Annotated in this window: 13 protein-coding genes; 5 read left to right on the plus strand and 8 right to left on the minus strand. The window is 72.3% G+C overall.

Going from position 1 to position 15822, the window contains the following annotated elements:
• Positions 1–88 precede the first annotated feature (88 nt).
• The 3 genes from ruvB to ruvC form a co-directional block, all read right to left on the minus strand.
• Positions 89–1159, minus strand: a complete 1071-nt coding sequence (ruvB, locus tag ACTMSW_RS27135) for a Holliday junction branch migration DNA helicase RuvB (RefSeq protein ID WP_441183525.1) — start codon at positions 1157–1159, stop codon at positions 89–91.
• Between the two features lie 291 nt (positions 1160–1450).
• Positions 1451–2053, minus strand: coding sequence for a Holliday junction branch migration protein RuvA (gene ruvA / locus ACTMSW_RS27140; protein WP_441183526.1), 603 nt, complete (start codon positions 2051–2053; stop codon positions 1451–1453).
• A complete protein-coding gene (gene ruvC, locus ACTMSW_RS27145; RefSeq protein ID WP_441183527.1) occupies positions 2050–2577 on the minus strand; it encodes a crossover junction endodeoxyribonuclease RuvC in 528 nt (175 codons plus the stop codon). Before ruvC ends, ruvA begins: the two co-directional genes overlap by 4 nt.
• A 191-nt stretch (positions 2578–2768) precedes the next feature.
• On the opposite strand from ruvC, the gene ACTMSW_RS27150 reads away from it, so the two are divergent.
• Entirely contained in the window at positions 2769–3551 is a 783-nt protein-coding gene (locus ACTMSW_RS27150) for a 3-hydroxybutyrate dehydrogenase (RefSeq protein ID WP_441183528.1), read from the plus strand.
• Between the two features lie 14 nt (positions 3552–3565).
• Positions 3566–5485 (plus strand): helix-turn-helix domain-containing protein, encoded by a 1920-nt coding sequence (locus tag ACTMSW_RS27155; RefSeq protein WP_441183587.1) that lies wholly within the window; start codon positions 3566–3568, stop codon positions 5483–5485.
• Positions 5486–5503: 18 nt separating this feature from the next.
• Here ACTMSW_RS27155 and ACTMSW_RS27160 read toward each other — a convergent pair whose 3' ends face one another.
• Positions 5504–6106, minus strand: coding sequence for a TetR/AcrR family transcriptional regulator (locus ACTMSW_RS27160; protein ID WP_441183529.1), 603 nt, complete (start codon positions 6104–6106; stop codon positions 5504–5506).
• Between the two features lie 19 nt (positions 6107–6125).
• Positions 6126–7691 carry an MFS transporter gene (locus tag ACTMSW_RS27165; RefSeq protein ID WP_441183530.1) on the minus strand — a complete coding sequence of 522 codons (1566 nt, stop codon included), beginning with the start codon at positions 7689–7691 and terminating at the stop codon, positions 6126–6128.
• 591 nt (positions 7692–8282) lie between these two features.
• Here ACTMSW_RS27165 and ACTMSW_RS27170 point away from each other — a divergent pair.
• Positions 8283–8876: a hypothetical protein gene (locus ACTMSW_RS27170; protein ID WP_441183532.1), complete on the plus strand. Its 594-nt coding sequence runs from the start codon at positions 8283–8285 to the stop codon at positions 8874–8876.
• A gap of 76 nt (positions 8877–8952) precedes the next feature.
• Here the strand turns inward: ACTMSW_RS27170 and ACTMSW_RS27175 are convergent, their stop codons facing one another.
• From ACTMSW_RS27175 to dnaE, 3 genes are all read right to left on the minus strand, one after another.
• Positions 8953–9582, minus strand: a complete 630-nt coding sequence (locus ACTMSW_RS27175) for a transcriptional regulator (protein WP_441183534.1) — start codon at positions 9580–9582, stop codon at positions 8953–8955.
• Positions 9583–9716: 134 nt separating this feature from the next.
• Positions 9717–10754, minus strand: coding sequence for an aminotransferase class V-fold PLP-dependent enzyme (locus ACTMSW_RS27180; RefSeq protein ID WP_441183535.1), 1038 nt, complete (start codon positions 10752–10754; stop codon positions 9717–9719).
• Positions 10755–10951: 197 nt separating this feature from the next.
• On the minus strand, positions 10952–14485 hold the full coding sequence (dnaE, locus tag ACTMSW_RS27185; RefSeq protein WP_441183536.1) for a DNA polymerase III subunit alpha: 3534 nt from the start codon (positions 14483–14485) through the stop codon (positions 10952–10954).
• A 238-nt stretch (positions 14486–14723) separates the two neighbouring features.
• Here dnaE and ACTMSW_RS27190 point away from each other — a divergent pair, with 238 nt between their 5' ends.
• A complete protein-coding gene (locus tag ACTMSW_RS27190; RefSeq protein ID WP_441183537.1) occupies positions 14724–15263 on the plus strand; it encodes an RNA polymerase sigma factor in 540 nt (179 codons plus the stop codon).
• A complete protein-coding gene (locus ACTMSW_RS27195; RefSeq protein ID WP_441183538.1) occupies positions 15256–15816 on the plus strand; it encodes a hypothetical protein in 561 nt (186 codons plus the stop codon). The genes ACTMSW_RS27190 and ACTMSW_RS27195 overlap by 8 nt, the downstream gene beginning before the upstream one ends.
• Positions 15817–15822 lie beyond the last annotated feature (6 nt).

Here is a 15822-nt window from a genome sequence, read left to right on the forward strand (position 1 = left end):
GAGGCGGATTCTCACGTCCTGTACAGACCGGCGCGAGTCTAATCCCTGCGCCTGGGAAATCGCCCGTGAGGTGCAGATCACGTTCGGATCACGGCTGATCGGGCGCACTGGAGAACAGATCAGGCACGGAAGGGGCATCCGTACCAAATGTACCATTAGGGGGCGTACGGCCCAGGTGGCGCCAGGCCGCCTCGGTCGCCACCCGACCCCGGGGCGTACGGGCCAGCAGGCCGGCGCGCACCAGGAAGGGCTCGCAGACCTCCTCCACCGTGTCCGGCTGCTCCCCCACCGCCACCGCCAGGGTGGACAGGCCCACCGGCCCGCCCCGGAACGAGTCGACCAGGGCGGTGAGCACCGCCCGGTCCAGCCGGTCCAGGCCGAGCGCGTCCACGTCGTACACGGTCAGGGCCGCCCGGGCGGTCTCCAGGGTGACCACACCCTCGGCCCGGACCTCGGCGAAGTCCCGCACCCGGCGCAGCAGCCGGTTGGCGATGCGGGGGGTGCCCCGGGAGCGACCGGCGATCTCCGTCGCGCCGTCGTCGGTGATCGGCACGCCGAGGATGCGGGCCGAGCGGTGCAGCAGCGTCTCCAGGTCGGCCGGCGAGTAGAAGTCCAGGTGTGCGACGAACCCGAACCGGTCCCGCATCGGACCGGTCAGCAGGCCGGAGCGGGTGGTCGCACCGACCAGCGTGAACGGCTCCACGTCCAGCGGGATGGCGGTCGCGCCCGGCCCCTTGCCGACGATCACGTCGACCCGGAAGTCCTCCATCGCGCTGTAGAGCAGCTCCTCGGCCGGCTTGGCGATGCGGTGGATCTCGTCGATGAACAGCACGTCGCCCTCGGCGAGGCTGGTGAGGATCGCGGCCAGGTCACCGGAGCGTTCGATCGCCGGGCCGCTGGTGACCCGGATCCCCGCACCCAGCTCGGCGGCGACGATGTTGGCCAGGCTGGTCTTCCCGAGGCCCGGCGGCCCGGACAGGAGGATGTGGTCCGGCGGGGAGCCACGCCGCATCGCGCCCTGCAACAGCAGGTCGAGCTGGTCCCGGACCCGGTCCTGGGCGATGAACTCCGACAGCCGCTTCGGGCGGACGCTGACCTCCGCGTCCCGATCGGCGTCGTTGACGTACGCGGAGACCAGGCCGCCGTCCGGACCGGTCACGGGACCACCTTCATTCGCGACTGCGGGGCTCGCAAACCCGGCTCACTCCTCGCGCTCATCGAGCCACCTTCATTCGCGACTGCGGGGCTCGCAAACCCGGCTCACTCCTCGCGCTCATCGAGCCACCTTCATTCGCGACTGCGGGGCTCGCAAACCCGGCTCACTCCTCGCGCTCATCGAGCCACCTTCATTCGCGACTGCGGGGCTCGCAAACCCGGCTCACTCCTCGCGCTCATCGAGCCACCTTCATTCGCGACTGCGGGGCTCGCAAACCCGGCTCACTCCTCGCGCTCATCGGGTCCGGCCCAGCAGTCGGATGGCCTGCTTGAGCAGGACCGGCACCGGTGGGACCTCACCGTCGATGGACTCCGCCACCGCGGCCACCGCCTGGTCGGCCTGCCCCGCCGTCCACCCGAGCCCGACCAGCGCCTGCCGGACCTGCTCCGGCCAGCCGCCCCCGGTCACCCCGGCCGCGCCGTCGGCACCCACCGGAACCGGACCGATCCGGTCCCGCAGCTCCAGCACCAGACGCTCGGCGCCCTTCTTGCCGATCCCCGGCACCCGGGTCAGCGCCGCCGTGTCGGCGTTCGCGATCGCCTTGCGGACCGCGTCCGGGGTGTGCACGGCGAGCACCGCCTGGGCCAGCCGCGGGCCGACCCCGCTGGCGGTCTGCAACAACTCGAAGAGCTGCTTGGCGTCGTCGTCGGCGAAGCCGTAGAGGGTGAGCGAGTCTTCCCGGACCACCAGGCTGGTGGCGAGCCGGGCCGGCTGCCCGACCCGCAGGTCGGCGAGCGTCCCCGGAGCGCACTGCACCGCCAGGCCCACCCCGCCGACCTCGACCACGGCATGGTCGGGGCCGGTCGCGGTCACCACGCCGCGCACGCTGGCGATCATCGGACTCCTCCTCGTCGTACCCGGTCCGCCGCGGCGGCCAGCTTGGAGCGCGTGCCGCCGCGCCACACGTGGCAGATGGCCAGGGCCAGGGCGTCGGCGGCGTCGGCCGGGCGGGGCGGCTCCGCCAGGCGCAGCAGCCGGGTGACCATCGCCGTCATCTGCTTCTTGTCCGCCTGACCGGAGCCGGTGACGGCCGCCTTCACCTCGCTCGGCGTGTACGTCTGCACGGGCAGCCCGGCGCGGGCCCCGGCGAGCACCGCGATCCCGCTCGCCTGGGCGGTGCCCATCACGGTGCGGACGTTGTGCTGGCTGAACACCCGCTCGACGGCGACGCTGTCCGGACGGTGCTCGGCCACCAGTTCGGTGAGGGTGCGGTCCAGGTGCAGCAGGCGCACCGGCAGGTCGTCGCCGGGGTCGGTGTAGACCACGTAGTAGGCGACCAGCGTGCAGGGGCGGCCCGGCACGCCCTCGACCACGCCGACCCCGCACCGGGTCAGCCCCGGGTCGACGCCCAGCACGCGCACGCCGCCTCCTCCCCACCCGTCGGCAGTACGTGTGTTCGACACCCTACTGGTGCCCCGGAACGCCCGTCGTCCGGGACACGCCGTACCCGCGCGGTCCGAAGGCAGGTCGCAGCCGGCCACACACGCTGAGGGTCGAGTATGTGTCGCCGCCCCATGTGCCTCCGGCCACACAGCTCGTAACTTCTTGCGCCATGACGGCAGAACCCGTGGGGGTCCCCCACGTCGTGCATGTCGACCTCGCAGGTCGTACCGCCCTGGTGACCGGGGGCGGCAGTGGCATCGGCCGGGCGTGCGCCCTACGGCTGGCCGCCGCCGGGGCCGAGGTCCTGGTGGTGGACCGCAACACCGAGGCCGCCAAGGTGGTGGCGGCCGAGGCCGGCGGGCGGGCCGAGGGTGTCGACCTCGCCGACCCGGCGGCGGTGGACCGGCTCGACGCCGACATCGACATCGTGGTGAACAACGCCGGGCTCCAGCACGTGGCACCGGTGCAGGACTTCTCCCCGGAGCGGTTCTCCTACATCCACCGGGTGATGGTGGAGGCACCGTTCCTCATCGTCCGCCGGGCGCTGCCGCACATGTACGCGCGGGGCTGGGGCCGCGTCGTCAACATCTCCTCCGTGCACGGGCTGCGTGCCTCGCCGTACAAGGCGGCGTACGTGTCGGCGAAGCACGCCCTGGAGGGTCTGTCCAAGGTGATCGCGCTGGAGGGTGCCGCGCACGGGGTGACGGCCAACTGCATCAACCCGGCGTACGTGCGCACCGCGCTGGTGGAGAGCCAGATCGCCGACCAGGCGGCCACCCACGGCATCCCGGAGAGCGAGGTGGTCGAGAAGATCATGCTCGCCCGGGCCGCGATCAAGCGCCTGATCGAGCCGGAGGAGGTGGCGGAGCTGCTCGCGTACCTCTGCTCCCCGCCGGCGGCGTTCATCACCGGCGCCTCGATCGCCCTCGACGGGGGCTGGACGGCGAACTAGTGGCACCCCGCACAATGTCGGTCATGTCGTCGCCGGTGGAGTTCCTGGAACTGCTCGCCCGCGAGGCGGCGGCGGTGGAGTTCGAGGGACCCCTGGTGGCCGCCCGCGCCGCCGGCCTGCCCGCGGACCGCCTGGCGGAGCTGGAGCAGGCGAAGACGGTGGCGCTGCGGGTCCGCGCGCTGCTGGAGCGCCGCCGCCGCCGGGAGACCGAGCTGTCCGGCCTGTACGACACGGTCAGCGACCTGGCCGGGCTGCGCGACGTGGACGACGTGCTGCGTGCGATCGTGCACCGGGCGCGCACCCTGCTCGGGGCCGACGTCGCCTACATGACCCTCAACGACGACGAGCGCGGCGACACGTACATGCGGGTGACCGACGGCTCGGTCTCGGCGCGGTTCCAGCGGCTGCGGCTGCCGATGGGCGCCGGTCTCGGCGGTCTGGTGGCCCAGTCCGGCGCCCCGTACGTCACCGCGAACTACCCGGAGGACGACCGGTTCCACCACACCCGGGAGATCGACGCGGGGGTCGGCGAGGAGGGCCTGGTGGCGATCCTCGGGGTGCCGCTGCGGCTGGGCTCCACGTCGATCGGCGTGCTGTACGCGGCGAACCGCTCGGCGCGGCCGTTCGCCCGCGAGGAGGTGGCCCTGCTGGTCTCCCTCGCCGCGCACGCCGCGGTCGCCATCGACACCGCCCGGCTGCTGGCCGAGACCCGCGCGGCGCTGGAGGAGCTGTCCGCCGCCAACACCACCATCCGGGCGCACAGCACGTCGGTGGAGCGGGCGGCGGCGGCGCACGACCGGATGACCGCGCTGGTGCTGCGCGGTGGCGGCGCGGAGGACGTGGCCGCCGCAGTGACCGAGGTCCTCGGCGGTGCGCTGCTGGCGCTGGACGCGGACGGGCGGCTGCTGGCCCGGGTCGGGGAGATCGACGAACCGGACCGGGCGGACATCGTGGAGGCGGTGGCCGCGTCGCGTACCGAGGGGCGCAGCGTCCGCCGGGGTCACCTCTGGTACGCGGCGGTGGTGGCCGGCGCCGAGAACCTGGGCGCGCTGGTGCTGCGCCCCGACGACGAACTGGTCGACGCCGACCAGCGGATCCTGGAGCGCGCGTCGTTCGTGACCGCGCTGCTGCTGCTGTTCCGTCGTACCGTCGCCGAGGCGGAGGGGCGGGTCCGGGGCGAACTGCTGGACGACCTGATCGCCCGTCCGCTGCGGGACACCGACGCGCTGCGCAGCCGCGCCCGGCGCCTCGGCGTGGACCTGGACGCCCCGCACGTCCTGGTGGCGGTGGGCGACGACGCGATCGCCGCGACCGGTTCGGCCCGGCTGCGGGTGCTGTCGTGGGCCACGACGTACGCCTTGACCCGGGGCGGTCTGGCCGCGGCGCGGGACGGCCGGGTGGTGCTGATGCTGCCGGGCCGGGACGCGGGCGGCAGCGCCCGCGCGGTGGCCCGGGACCTGTCGCGGATCACCGGGCGGCCGGTGACGGCCGGCGCGAGTGGGCCGTCGACCGGGCCGGCGTCGCTGGCCGCGACGTTCCAGGAGGCCGACCGGTGCCTCACCGCGCTGGGCGCGCTGGGCCGGGCCGGGCAGGGCGCCAGCACCGCCGAGCTGGGCTTCGTCGGCCTGCTGCTCGGGGCGGTGGGCGACGGCGGGGACCGGGACGTGGCCCGGTTCCTGACCGCGACCGTCGGTCCGGTGGTGGACTACGACGCCCGGCGGGGCACCGCGCTGGTGCGGACGCTGGAGTCGTACTTCGGGGTGGGCGGCAGCCTGGCCCGGGCGGCCGAGCAGCTGCACGTGCACGTCAACACGGTCACCCAGCGGCTGGAGCGGGTCGGGCACCTGCTCGGCGCGGACTGGCAGAAGCCCGAGCGGGCGCTGGAGGTGCAGTTGGCGCTGCGCCTGCACCGGCTGCGGACACCGCAGGGCTGACCGCGGCCGGCCCGCGCCTCAGTCGGGTGCGCGGATCCCGGCGAGGACGGTGTCGACGACCCTCTCGGGCATGGTCGCCTCGTCCAGGCCCGGGTGCCACCGCAGCACGCGTTGCAGGAGCATCGGGCCGGTGAGCAGCGCCATGACCAGCTCGACGTCGAGGTCGGCGCGCAGCTCGCCGCTGCGCATCCCACGCCGGAGGACGTCGCGCATCAGCTGCCGTCGCGGCTCGACGATGTCCTGGTAGAGCTCGTACTGCTCCGGGCTGCGGTTCACCTCCGGCACCAGGCAGGGCATGATGCGGGCCGCCCGGGGGTCGATGTGGTGCCCGACCGCGCCGACCAGCAGCGCCAGGTCGTCGCGGACCGACCGGCCGACCGGCGTCGGCGGGGTGCCCTTGAGCGTACGCAGGGCGTCGCGCAGCAGCGCGTCCTTGCCGGGCCAACGGCGGTAGATGGTGGCCTTGCCGACTCCCGCCCGGCTCGCGATGGCCTCGATGGAGATCGCCTCCACCGTGCTGCCCTCGGCGAGCAGGTCGAGCGTGGCGTCGACGATCGCCTCGTCCGCGCGGACGCTCCGCGGCCGGCCGGGCGACCGCGGAGCGTCGGCGGTGGAAGTCATGTCGCTATTCTCCCCGACGTCAGGCCGTACCGGCCAACTCGGGTTCAGCCACTGGGGGAACGACCACCGGGGTGGCGGGACGGCCGGGCATCCAGCGCAGCACGACGAGGACGCCGAGTCCGGCGACCACCGCGGCGACGACCGCCGCCGTGTGCATCGCCGAGACGAACGCCTCGTTGGCCACCGCGATCAGCTGCGGGCCCGCCGGGCCGAGCTGTCCGGCCGCGGCGTACGCCCCGGACACCGACTCGCCCGCCGCCTCGCGCGCCCCGGCGGGCAGGTCGCGCAGCGCACCCTCGACGTCGGCGCGGTACACCGCGGACAGCACCGAGCCGAGCACCGCCACACCGAGCGCCCCGGCCACCTGCCGGACGGTGTTGCTGACCGCCGAGCCGACCCCGGCCTTCTCCCGGGGCACCGCCGACATGATCGACTCCATGGCCGGCGGCATGATGTTCGCCATCCCGACGCCCTGCACGAAGAAGGCCACCAGGATCACCCAGATCGCGGTGGTCTGGTCGACCACGGCGAACACCGCGAGGGCAGCCGTGGTCAACGCCAGGCCGACCGCCGAGACGGCCTTGCCGCCGTACCGCTGGACCATCCGGGCGCTGCGCGGCGCGAACGCGAGCTGCGCCACGGCGAACGGCAGGAAGAGCAGACCGGTCTCCAGCGGGCTGTAGCCGCGCACCAGTTGCAGGTAGAACGAGCTGAAGAACATCACGCCCATCGCCGCGAAGAACACCAGCCCGATCATCGCCACCGGCGCGGCGAAGCGGGGCACCCGGAACAGCCGCACGTCCAGTGACGGGTGGTCGCTGCGCCGCTCGTGCACGACGAACCAGGTCAGCACCGCCAGGCCCCCGACGATCGCGCCCCACACCACCGGCCGACCGAAGCCGTGCTCGCCGCCGTCGATGATGCCGTAGGAGAGGGCGACCAGGCCGACCACGGACAGCACCACGCCCGGCACGTCGACGCGCCCCGGCTTCGGGTCACGCGACTCGGGCACCAGCAGGGTCACCAGGATCAGGCCGGCCACGACCACCGGCACGTTGATCAGGAAGACCGACCCCCACCAGAAGGTCTCCAGCAGCGCGCCGCCGAGCACCGGACCGATCGCCACCGCCAGGCCCACCGCTCCGGCCCACACACCGATGGCACGGCCCCGCTCCCGCGGGTCGAAGACGTTCGAGATGATCGACAGGGTCACCGGCATGATGGCCGCGCCACCCACACCCATCAGCGCGCGGGCCGCGATGAGCTGCGCGGGGCTCTGCGCGTACGCCGAGAGCAGCGACGCCAGACCGAACAGCGCCAGGCCGACCAGCAGGAACCGCTTGCGCCCGGCCCGGTCCCCGAGCACACCGAAGGTGAAGAGCAGCCCGGCGAACACCAGCGTGTAGGAGTTGATCGACCATTCCAGCTCGGCCTGGCTGGCCCCGAGTCCGTGCACCGGGTCGGCGAGGGTCCGGAGGGCGACGTTGAGGATCGTGTTGTCGAGGACGACCACGAGGAGGCTGATCACCAGCACTCCCAGGATCGCCCACCGCCTCGGATGTCCGGTGTTCTCGTACGGTTGCATGTCGACGCCCCGGCTCCCATTTCGATACGACTCAGACTCGTTATCTCGGGCCGAGCGTAGACTGCCTATTAACGATACGGAACCGATCCGTATCTAATGTGGTGGCGGTCACGCAGCCTCCGGCCAGACCTGCGCCGCCTGTCCGGATCGCCGCCCTGTCCGGGTCGCTGATTGATCGACTCGATGTCGGTGACATCGGGGTGTCCGGGTGGGCGGGATGACCCGATGTCGCCGACACGGAGTGGATCTCGGCCCCGGTGACCTGGGCGCGGCGTCCGGGAGTGGACACGATGTCCGGTTTCGGGGTGTGACCGGGGGCATCCCGGTGGCGGAATCGTGGCCGCCCGGGGGTCGTTACATCGTTACATCAGGTGGACGATCGAGCAGGACGCGCCGCCCCCGGCGCGGGTCGTAGCCCCGGAATGATGGTGGCCGGCCGGTCGTTACACCCTCCGGCACCGCAGACGAGCACCCCCCTGCTCGGTTGTGCCGATCCCCCGAAAGTCTTTCCAGCGCCTGATGGTGCCGCGCACCCCTTGTGTCGCCGATCCCCCTCGGCGTGGTGGTGCTGACCCCCGAAGGAGCTTCGTGATGAACACGATCCTGCGTAAGAGCGTTCTCGGTATCGCTGGGCTGGCCTTCGCCGGTGGCATCTACGCCGGCCCCGCCACCGCCACCCCGACCGTGGAGACCACCCCGGTCACCGTCGCGGTCCAGGCCGACAACAAGGCCGACAAGGCCGACCGCAGCACGCTGATTCCGCACGGTGTGCAGGGCAAGCAGTCCCGCATCGACCTGAACGACGAGCAGACCGCCAACGTCAAGGCCATCATCGCCGCGACGAAAAAGGCCGACATGGACCAGCGCGCCGCCGTGGTGGCGATCGCCACCGCGTTGCAGGAGTCGAAGCTGGAGAACCTGGGTCACCTGGGTGAGCGCAACGACCACGACTCGCAGGGCCTGTTCCAGCAGCGCCCCAGCTCGGGTTGGGGCACGGTCGAGCAGATCACCGACCCGGAGTACTCCACGATGGCGTTCCTGAAGGGCCTCAAGCAGGTCGACGGCTGGCAGGACATGCCGCTGACCAAGGCCGCCCAGACCGTCCAGGTCTCCGCCTACCCCTTCCACTACGCCCAGTGGGAGCAGCAGGCCGCCGACCTGGTGGCCGAGCACTGGAACAGCTGACAATCACAGACCTTCCTCCAAGGGGGAACCAAGCCGCTGGCCGGCACCCGAACACCGGGTGCCGGCCAGCGGCGTCTCAGCGACGGGCTGAGGTCAGGCACGTCGTGACGGCGCCGGGGAGGCTCCCCAGGTGGGTCGCCGGAGCGATCAGCGGCTCGATCCAACCGGGCCCCGCGCCGTACACCCGCACCGACGGGAAGTCCCGGGCGAACCGCACCAGCCGGTACGCGCGGCCGGTGACCGGCGTCTGCGACCAGACCACGACGGTGTGCGGGCGCGCGCGGCGTACGGCGCTGGCCAGCGCCACCCAGGGCAGGGCCGGCCCGAGCAGCAGACTGCCCCGGCCGCGCTCCCGCAGCGCGGCGGCGAGGGCGTGCAGGCCGAGGCAGTGTGTCTCGTGCTCGGCACCGGCGAGCAGCACACCGTCGGCGGGCAGTGGTCGGACCGGCTCGCGCAGGTGCACGTCGAGGCCCACCCGTACGCCCTCGGAGAGCGCGTGTTCGACGGCGATCTCGGTGGCGGTGTGGCCGGACAGGCCGGCGAGCATCGGGACGCAGACCCGCTCCCACAGCGCGGGCACGCCCCACTGCCCGGCGAAGTCGGCGATCAGCGCGGCGACCCGGTCGCCGTCCAGGTCCTCCGCGGCGAGCGAGAGACGTTTGCGCACGATCTCGACGGCGTCGGCCGGAGCCCCTTCTGTCAACACCAGACGTACCCCCGGGTAGACAATCACTACCAGGGGGTTCGCCGGAAGGGTGCGTCCCGGATGCGCCCCGGGTGGGATTGCCTGCGGCGGGATGTCCACCAGCGCAGCGCGAGGGCGGACGGGGCGCCCCGGACTCAGGAGGTCAGCGCGTCGAGCGCCAGGTCGACGTCGGCCTCGGTGGAGTAGACGTGGAACGAGGCCCGGACCCGACCCGCGCGGACCGCCGCCCGCACCCCGGCCCGTTCCAGCCGCTCCTGCGCACCGGGCACCTCCACCGTGACGATCGCGCTGTCCCCCGGTGGCCGGCCCAGCCCGACCAGGAACCGGTTGGCCAGCGCGACGTCGTGGGCGTGGATGGCCGACAGCCCGATCTCGGCGACCAGTTCCAGGGCGGGGGCCGCGCCCACGTAACTGAACCAGGCCGGCGAGATGTCGAACCGCCGGGCGTCCTCGGCCAGCCGCAGCGGCGGGCCGTAGTAGGAGGTGTGCGGGTCCACGCCCGCGTACCAGTTGGCGGCGTCCGGGCGCAGCCGGTCGCGCAGCGCCGGGGCCAGGTAGGCGAACGAGGCGCCGCGCGGCGCCATCAACCACTTGTACGCCCCGACCACGACCACGTCGGCCCGTGTCCCGTCGAAGGGCAGCCAGCCGCAGGCCTGGGTGGCATCCACCGCCACGAGAGCGCCGTGGGCCCGGGCCGCCGCGACGATCTCCTCGTACGCGGCGACGGTGCCGTCGGACGACTGCACGAGGCTGAACGCGACCAGGTCCGTGTCGGCGTCGACCGAGTCCGCCAGCTTGTCCAACGGAACGGTACGGACGTGCACGCCGCGCGGCTCCTGGGCCAGCCACGGAAACAGGTTGGAGGTGAACTCGACCTCGGGCACCACCACCGTGGCGCCGGCCGGCAGGGCGGCGGCGACCGGGGCGAGCAACTGCGAGGCGGTCGCACCGATCGTCACGTCGGCGACCGGTACCCCGATCAGCCGGGCGAATGCCGCCCGGGACCGCTGGGTCGCCCCGTCCCAGCTCTCCCAGGACGTACGCCCGACCCGCCAGTCGGCGAGTGCCGCCTGCAACGCCGTCCACGCCGGTTCCGGCGGCAGCCCGTACGAGGCGGTGTTCAACCAGCCGGGCTCGGGCTGCCACAACGTCTGTGCCTGCTCAATGTCCACGCCGCCGACGCTAACCGCGCCGGCCCGATGGCCGGCACAGCCAATCCCGCACTCGCGGCCCGGCAGCCTTGGGTGCCGCTGAGGACTGTCGGGCTGATGTCGTCGACGAGTCAGCTCGACAGCGCCGTCGACCTTCTGCACCTCGTCGTCACTATGCGCAACGGGCGCGCCGGAACCACCCCGGGCCGTGGCCGCGGTCAGGTCACGTTGGCGGGGCCGAGGACGCTCTTCAGGTCGCCCATCAGTGCCGTGGTGGCGGCCACCCGGAACGGGCCGAGCCGCAGCGTGGTCACCTTGCCGCCGTTGAGCAGCTTGACGTGCACCTCGGTGTCACCGGGGTGCAGCACCAGGGTCTCCTTGAGGCGTTCCACCAGCGGCGGCGTGCAGCGGTGCACCGGGATGGTCAACGTGATCGGCTTGGTGCCCGGGTTGCTGCTGACGTCCGGCATCGACATGTCCATCGCCATGATGCGCGGGGTGTCGTCGCGCCGGTCGACCCGCCCCTTGACCACCACGATGGCGTCCTCGGCGATGTACTGCCCGATGACCTCGTAGGTGTTGGGGAAGAACAGCGTCTCCACCCCACCGGCCAGGTCCTCCAGGGTGGCCGACGCCCAGGCCCGGCCCTGCTTGGTGACCCGGCGCTGCACGCCGGAGAGGATGCCGGCGAGGGTGACCACCGCCCCGTCCGGGACGGTCCCCTCCTCGGAGAGCGCGGCGATGGTGCAGTCGGCGGCCGCGCCGAGCACGTGCTCCAGGCCGAACAGCGGGTGGTCGGAGACGTAGAGGCCGAGCATCTCCCGTTCGAAGGCGAGCTTGTCGCGCTTGTCCCACTCCCCCTCGCCGATCACCGGCATGACGGTGGTGCTGCCGCCGGTGTCCGCCTCGCCGAAGCCGGCACCGAAGAGGTCGTACTGACCGACGGCCTCCTTGCGCTTGACGTCGGCGTACGCGTCGATGGCGTCGGCGTGCACGGTGAGCAGGCCCTTGCGGCTGTGCTGGAGCGAGTCGAACGCCCCGGCCTTGATCAGCGATTCGATGGTCTTCTTGTTGCAGACGACCGCGTCCACCTTGGACAGGAAGTCGTAGAAGTCGGTGTAGCCGCCCTTCTCCTCGCGGCACCGCATGATGGCGGCGACCACGTTCGCGCCGACGTTGCGGATCGCGCCCAGGCCGAAGCGGATCTCCCGGCCCACCGGGGTGAACGGCCCGGCGGAGATGTTCACGTCCGGCGGCAGCACCTGGATGCCCATCCGCCGGCACTCCGACAGGTAGAGCGCCATCTTGTCCTTGTCGTCGCCGACGGAGGTGAGCAGCGCCGCCATGTACTCGGCCGGGTAGTGCGCCTTCAGGTACGCGGTCCAGTACGACACGAGCCCGTACGCGGCCGAGTGCGCCTTGTTGAAGGCGTACCCGGCGAACGGCACCAGGACGTCCCACACCGCCTGGATCGCCTCGTCGGAGTAGCCGCGCTCGCGGCAGCCGTCCCGGAACGGGATGAACTCCTTGTCGAGGATCTCCTTCTTCTTCTTGCCCATCGCCCGGCGCAGCAGGTCCGCCTGGCCGAGGGTGTAGCCGGCGAGGATCTGCGCGGCGCGCTGCACCTGCTCCTGATAGACGATCAGGCCGTGGGTGGGGGCCAGGATCTCCCGCAGCGGCTCCTCCAGCTCCGGGTGGATCGGGGTGATCTCCTGGAGGCCGTTCTTGCGCAGCGCGTAGTTGGTGTGCGAGTCCACGCCCATCGGGCCGGGCCGGTACAGGGCCAGGACCGCCGAGATGTCCTCGAAGTTGTCCGGCTTCATCAGCCGCAGCAGCGAGCGCATCGGCCCGCCGTCGAGCTGGAACACGCCGAGCGTGTCACCGCGGGCCAACAGGTCGTACGCCGCCTTGTCGTCCAGCGACAGCCCCAGCAGGTCGAGGTCCTTGCCGTGGTTGAGCTTGATGTTCTTGACCGCGTCGTCGATGATCGTCAGGTTGCGGAGGCCGAGGAAGTCCATCTTCAGCAGCCCGAGCGACTCGCACGTCGGGTAGTCGAACTGGGTGATGATCACGCCGTCGGAGTCGCGGCGCATCAGCGGGATGTGCTCGATGATCGGCTCGGCGGACATGATGACGCCGGCGGCGTGCACGCCGGTCTGCCGGATCAACCCCTCGATGCCCTTCGCGGTGTCGATCACCTTGCGCACGTCGGGGTCGGACTCGTACAGGCCACGGATCTCACCGGCCTCGGCGTACCGGGGGTGCTGGGGATCGAAGATGCCGGTGAGCGGGATGTCCTTGCCCATCACGGCCGGAGGCATGGCCTTGGTGATCCGGTCGCCGACCGCGTACGGGTAGCCGAGGACCCGGGCCGAGTCCTTGATCGCGGCCTTCGCCTTGATCGTGCCGAACGTCGCGATCTGGGCAACCTTGTCCTCGCCCCACTTGTCGGTCACGTACTTGATGACCTCGCCGCGCCGACGCTCGTCGAAGTCGATGTCGACGTCGGGCATGGAGACCCGCTCGGGGTTGAGGAACCGCTCGAAGATCAGCCCGTGCGGGATCGGGTCCAGGTCGGTGATGCCCAGCGCGTACGCGACGAGGGAGCCGGCGGCCGAGCCACGGCCCGGACCCACCGCGATGCCCTGGTTCTTCGCCCACTGGATGAAGTCGGCGACCACGAGGAAGTACGACGGGAAGCCCATCTGGATGATGACGCCCAGCTCGTACTCGGCCTGGACGACGTGGCCCTCGGGGATGCCCCCGGGGAACCGCCGGGCGAGGCCCTTGAAGGTCTCCTTGCGGAACCAGGACTCCTCGGTCTCCCCGTCGGGCACCGGGAAGCGCGGCATCAGGTTGTGGAACTCGAACATCCCGGTCGGGTCGACCCGCTCGGCGACCAGCAGGGTGTTGCGGCAGCCCTCCAGCCAGACGTCCGAGCCGTCGACGGCGCGCATCTCGTCGGCGGACTTGATGTAGTAGCCGCTGCCGCCGAACCGGAACCGGTTGGGGTCGGCGACGTTGCTGCCGGTCTGCACGCACAGCAGCACGTCGTGCGACTCGGACTGCGCCTCGTGCGTGTAGTGCGAATCGTTGGTGACCACCGGCGGGATGCCGAGCTTGCGGCCGATCTCCAGCAGCCCGTCGCGGACCCGCTTCTCGATGTCGAGGCCGTGGTCCATCAGCTCCAGGAAGTAGTTCTCCCGGCCGAAGATCTCCTGGTACTTCGCCGCGGCCTCCCGGGCCTGCGCGTCCTGGCCCAGCCGCAGCCGGGTCTGCACCTCGCCGGACGGGCAGCCGGTGGTGGCCATCAGGCCGTCGGAGTACTCCGCGAGCAGCTCGGTGTCCATCCGGGGCCACTTGACGAAGAAGCCGTCGGTGTACGCCTTGGAGGTGAGCGTGAACAGGTTGTGCAGGCCGGTCTTGTTGCGCGCCCAGATCGTCTTGTGGGTGTAACCGCCGCTGCCGGAGACGTCGTCGCTCTTCTGCTCCGGCCGGCCCCAGCGCACCCGAGACTTGTGGAACCGCGACTCCGGCGCCACGTACGCCTCGATGCCGAGGATCGGGGTGACCCCGGCGGCCATGGCCTGCTTGTAGAAGTCGTTCGCGCCGTGCATGTTGCCGTGGTCGGTCATCGCCACCGCCGGCATCCCCTGCCGCTTGACCTCGGCGAAGAGGTCCTTGAGGCGGGCCGCACCGTCGAGCATCGAGTACTCCGTGTGCACGTGCAGATGCGCGAACGAATCGCCCATGCGGTGGCCCCCCCGGGTCGGATCATGGGATGGTCGAGGTCGGTCGGCCTACCCTATCCCCGCCCTCGGCGGCGCCTCCAGCAGCCGCGCGGAGGACCCGCGACGGGTGGTGTGGATCTCCTCCGCCCGGCGCGCGGCGCCGGCGGTCGGCAGTCGGCTGCCGGACTCGCCCGCCGCGGCGGGGCGTCGGCGACCGTAGCCTGGAGCCAGGGAACACCGGCGAGCATGGGACGACCTGATGCCCCTTCCGGACGGCACCGACGAGCTGGCCCGTTCCGCCTCCCACGGCGACGCCGCCGCACTCGACGCGCTGCTGGCCGTGGTGCGGCCGGAGGTGCTGCGGCTCTGCGCCCGCCTGCTGCCGCACCGCGAGGACGCCGAGGAGGCCTGCCAGGACGCGCTGCTCGCACTGGCGGTGGGCATCACCCGGTTCGAGGGCCGGTCGTCGTTCCACACCTGGCTCTACCGGCTCACCGCGAACCGCGCCCGGTCCACCTACCGGGTGCTGCGCCGGCGCTGGCTGGTGGAGGCCGCCGGCGTGCCGCTGCCGGAGGTGCCCGACCCCCGGCGCACCAGCGTGGTCGCCGGCACCCGGCTCGACCTGCTCGACGCGCTCGACGCGGTCCGGCCCGACCTGGCCGAGGTGGTCACCCTGCGCGACGTGCTCGGCCTCGACTACCGCGAGATCGCCGCCGTGGTCGGCGTGCCCGAGGGGACCGTGAAGTCCCGGATCCACCAGGCCCGCCAGCAGGTCCGGCAGCGGATGTCCGATGGCTGAGCGGAGGCGGGCGACCCCCCGGTCGGCCGCCGCCATCTCCCTCCTCGCCCTGCTGGCCGGGGTCGCGGCCTGCGGCGACGCCCCCGTCGCGCCGCTGCCGGTCCAGCCACCCGCGCCGTCCACCGCCACGCCCGGCGGGTCGGCGACGGTCACCGCCCCGACCCCGCCGTCGCCGGCCCCGCCCACGGCGGCGACGACGACCGCGACGACGCGCCGGCCGCCCGCGTCGGGCGCTCCCATCCGGACGCCCCGCAGGAGTACGCCACCACCGTCCCCGACCACGCTGCCGGACGCCTGTCTCGGTGCGGTCCGCTACGACCTGGTTCTCGCCGAGACCGAACTGGCGCTGGTGCGGTCGCTGTGTTTCGCCACCGGTGGGGTGCTGCGCATCCGGGGCATCGGGCCGGGCGAGGTCACCGTGGACCGCGAGGACCTGGTGTCCCGCAGCTACGAGGCCGGGGTGGTGGACATCCGTTTCGTCCGCGTGGGCACCGTGGTCGTGACGATCCCGCAGAACGGCACCGCGTACCCGATCACCGTGGTGGTGGTGTGACACCCG

The organism is Micromonospora sp. BQ11 (assembly GCF_052068135.1).
Lineage (GTDB): Bacteria > Actinomycetota > Actinomycetes > Mycobacteriales > Micromonosporaceae > Micromonospora.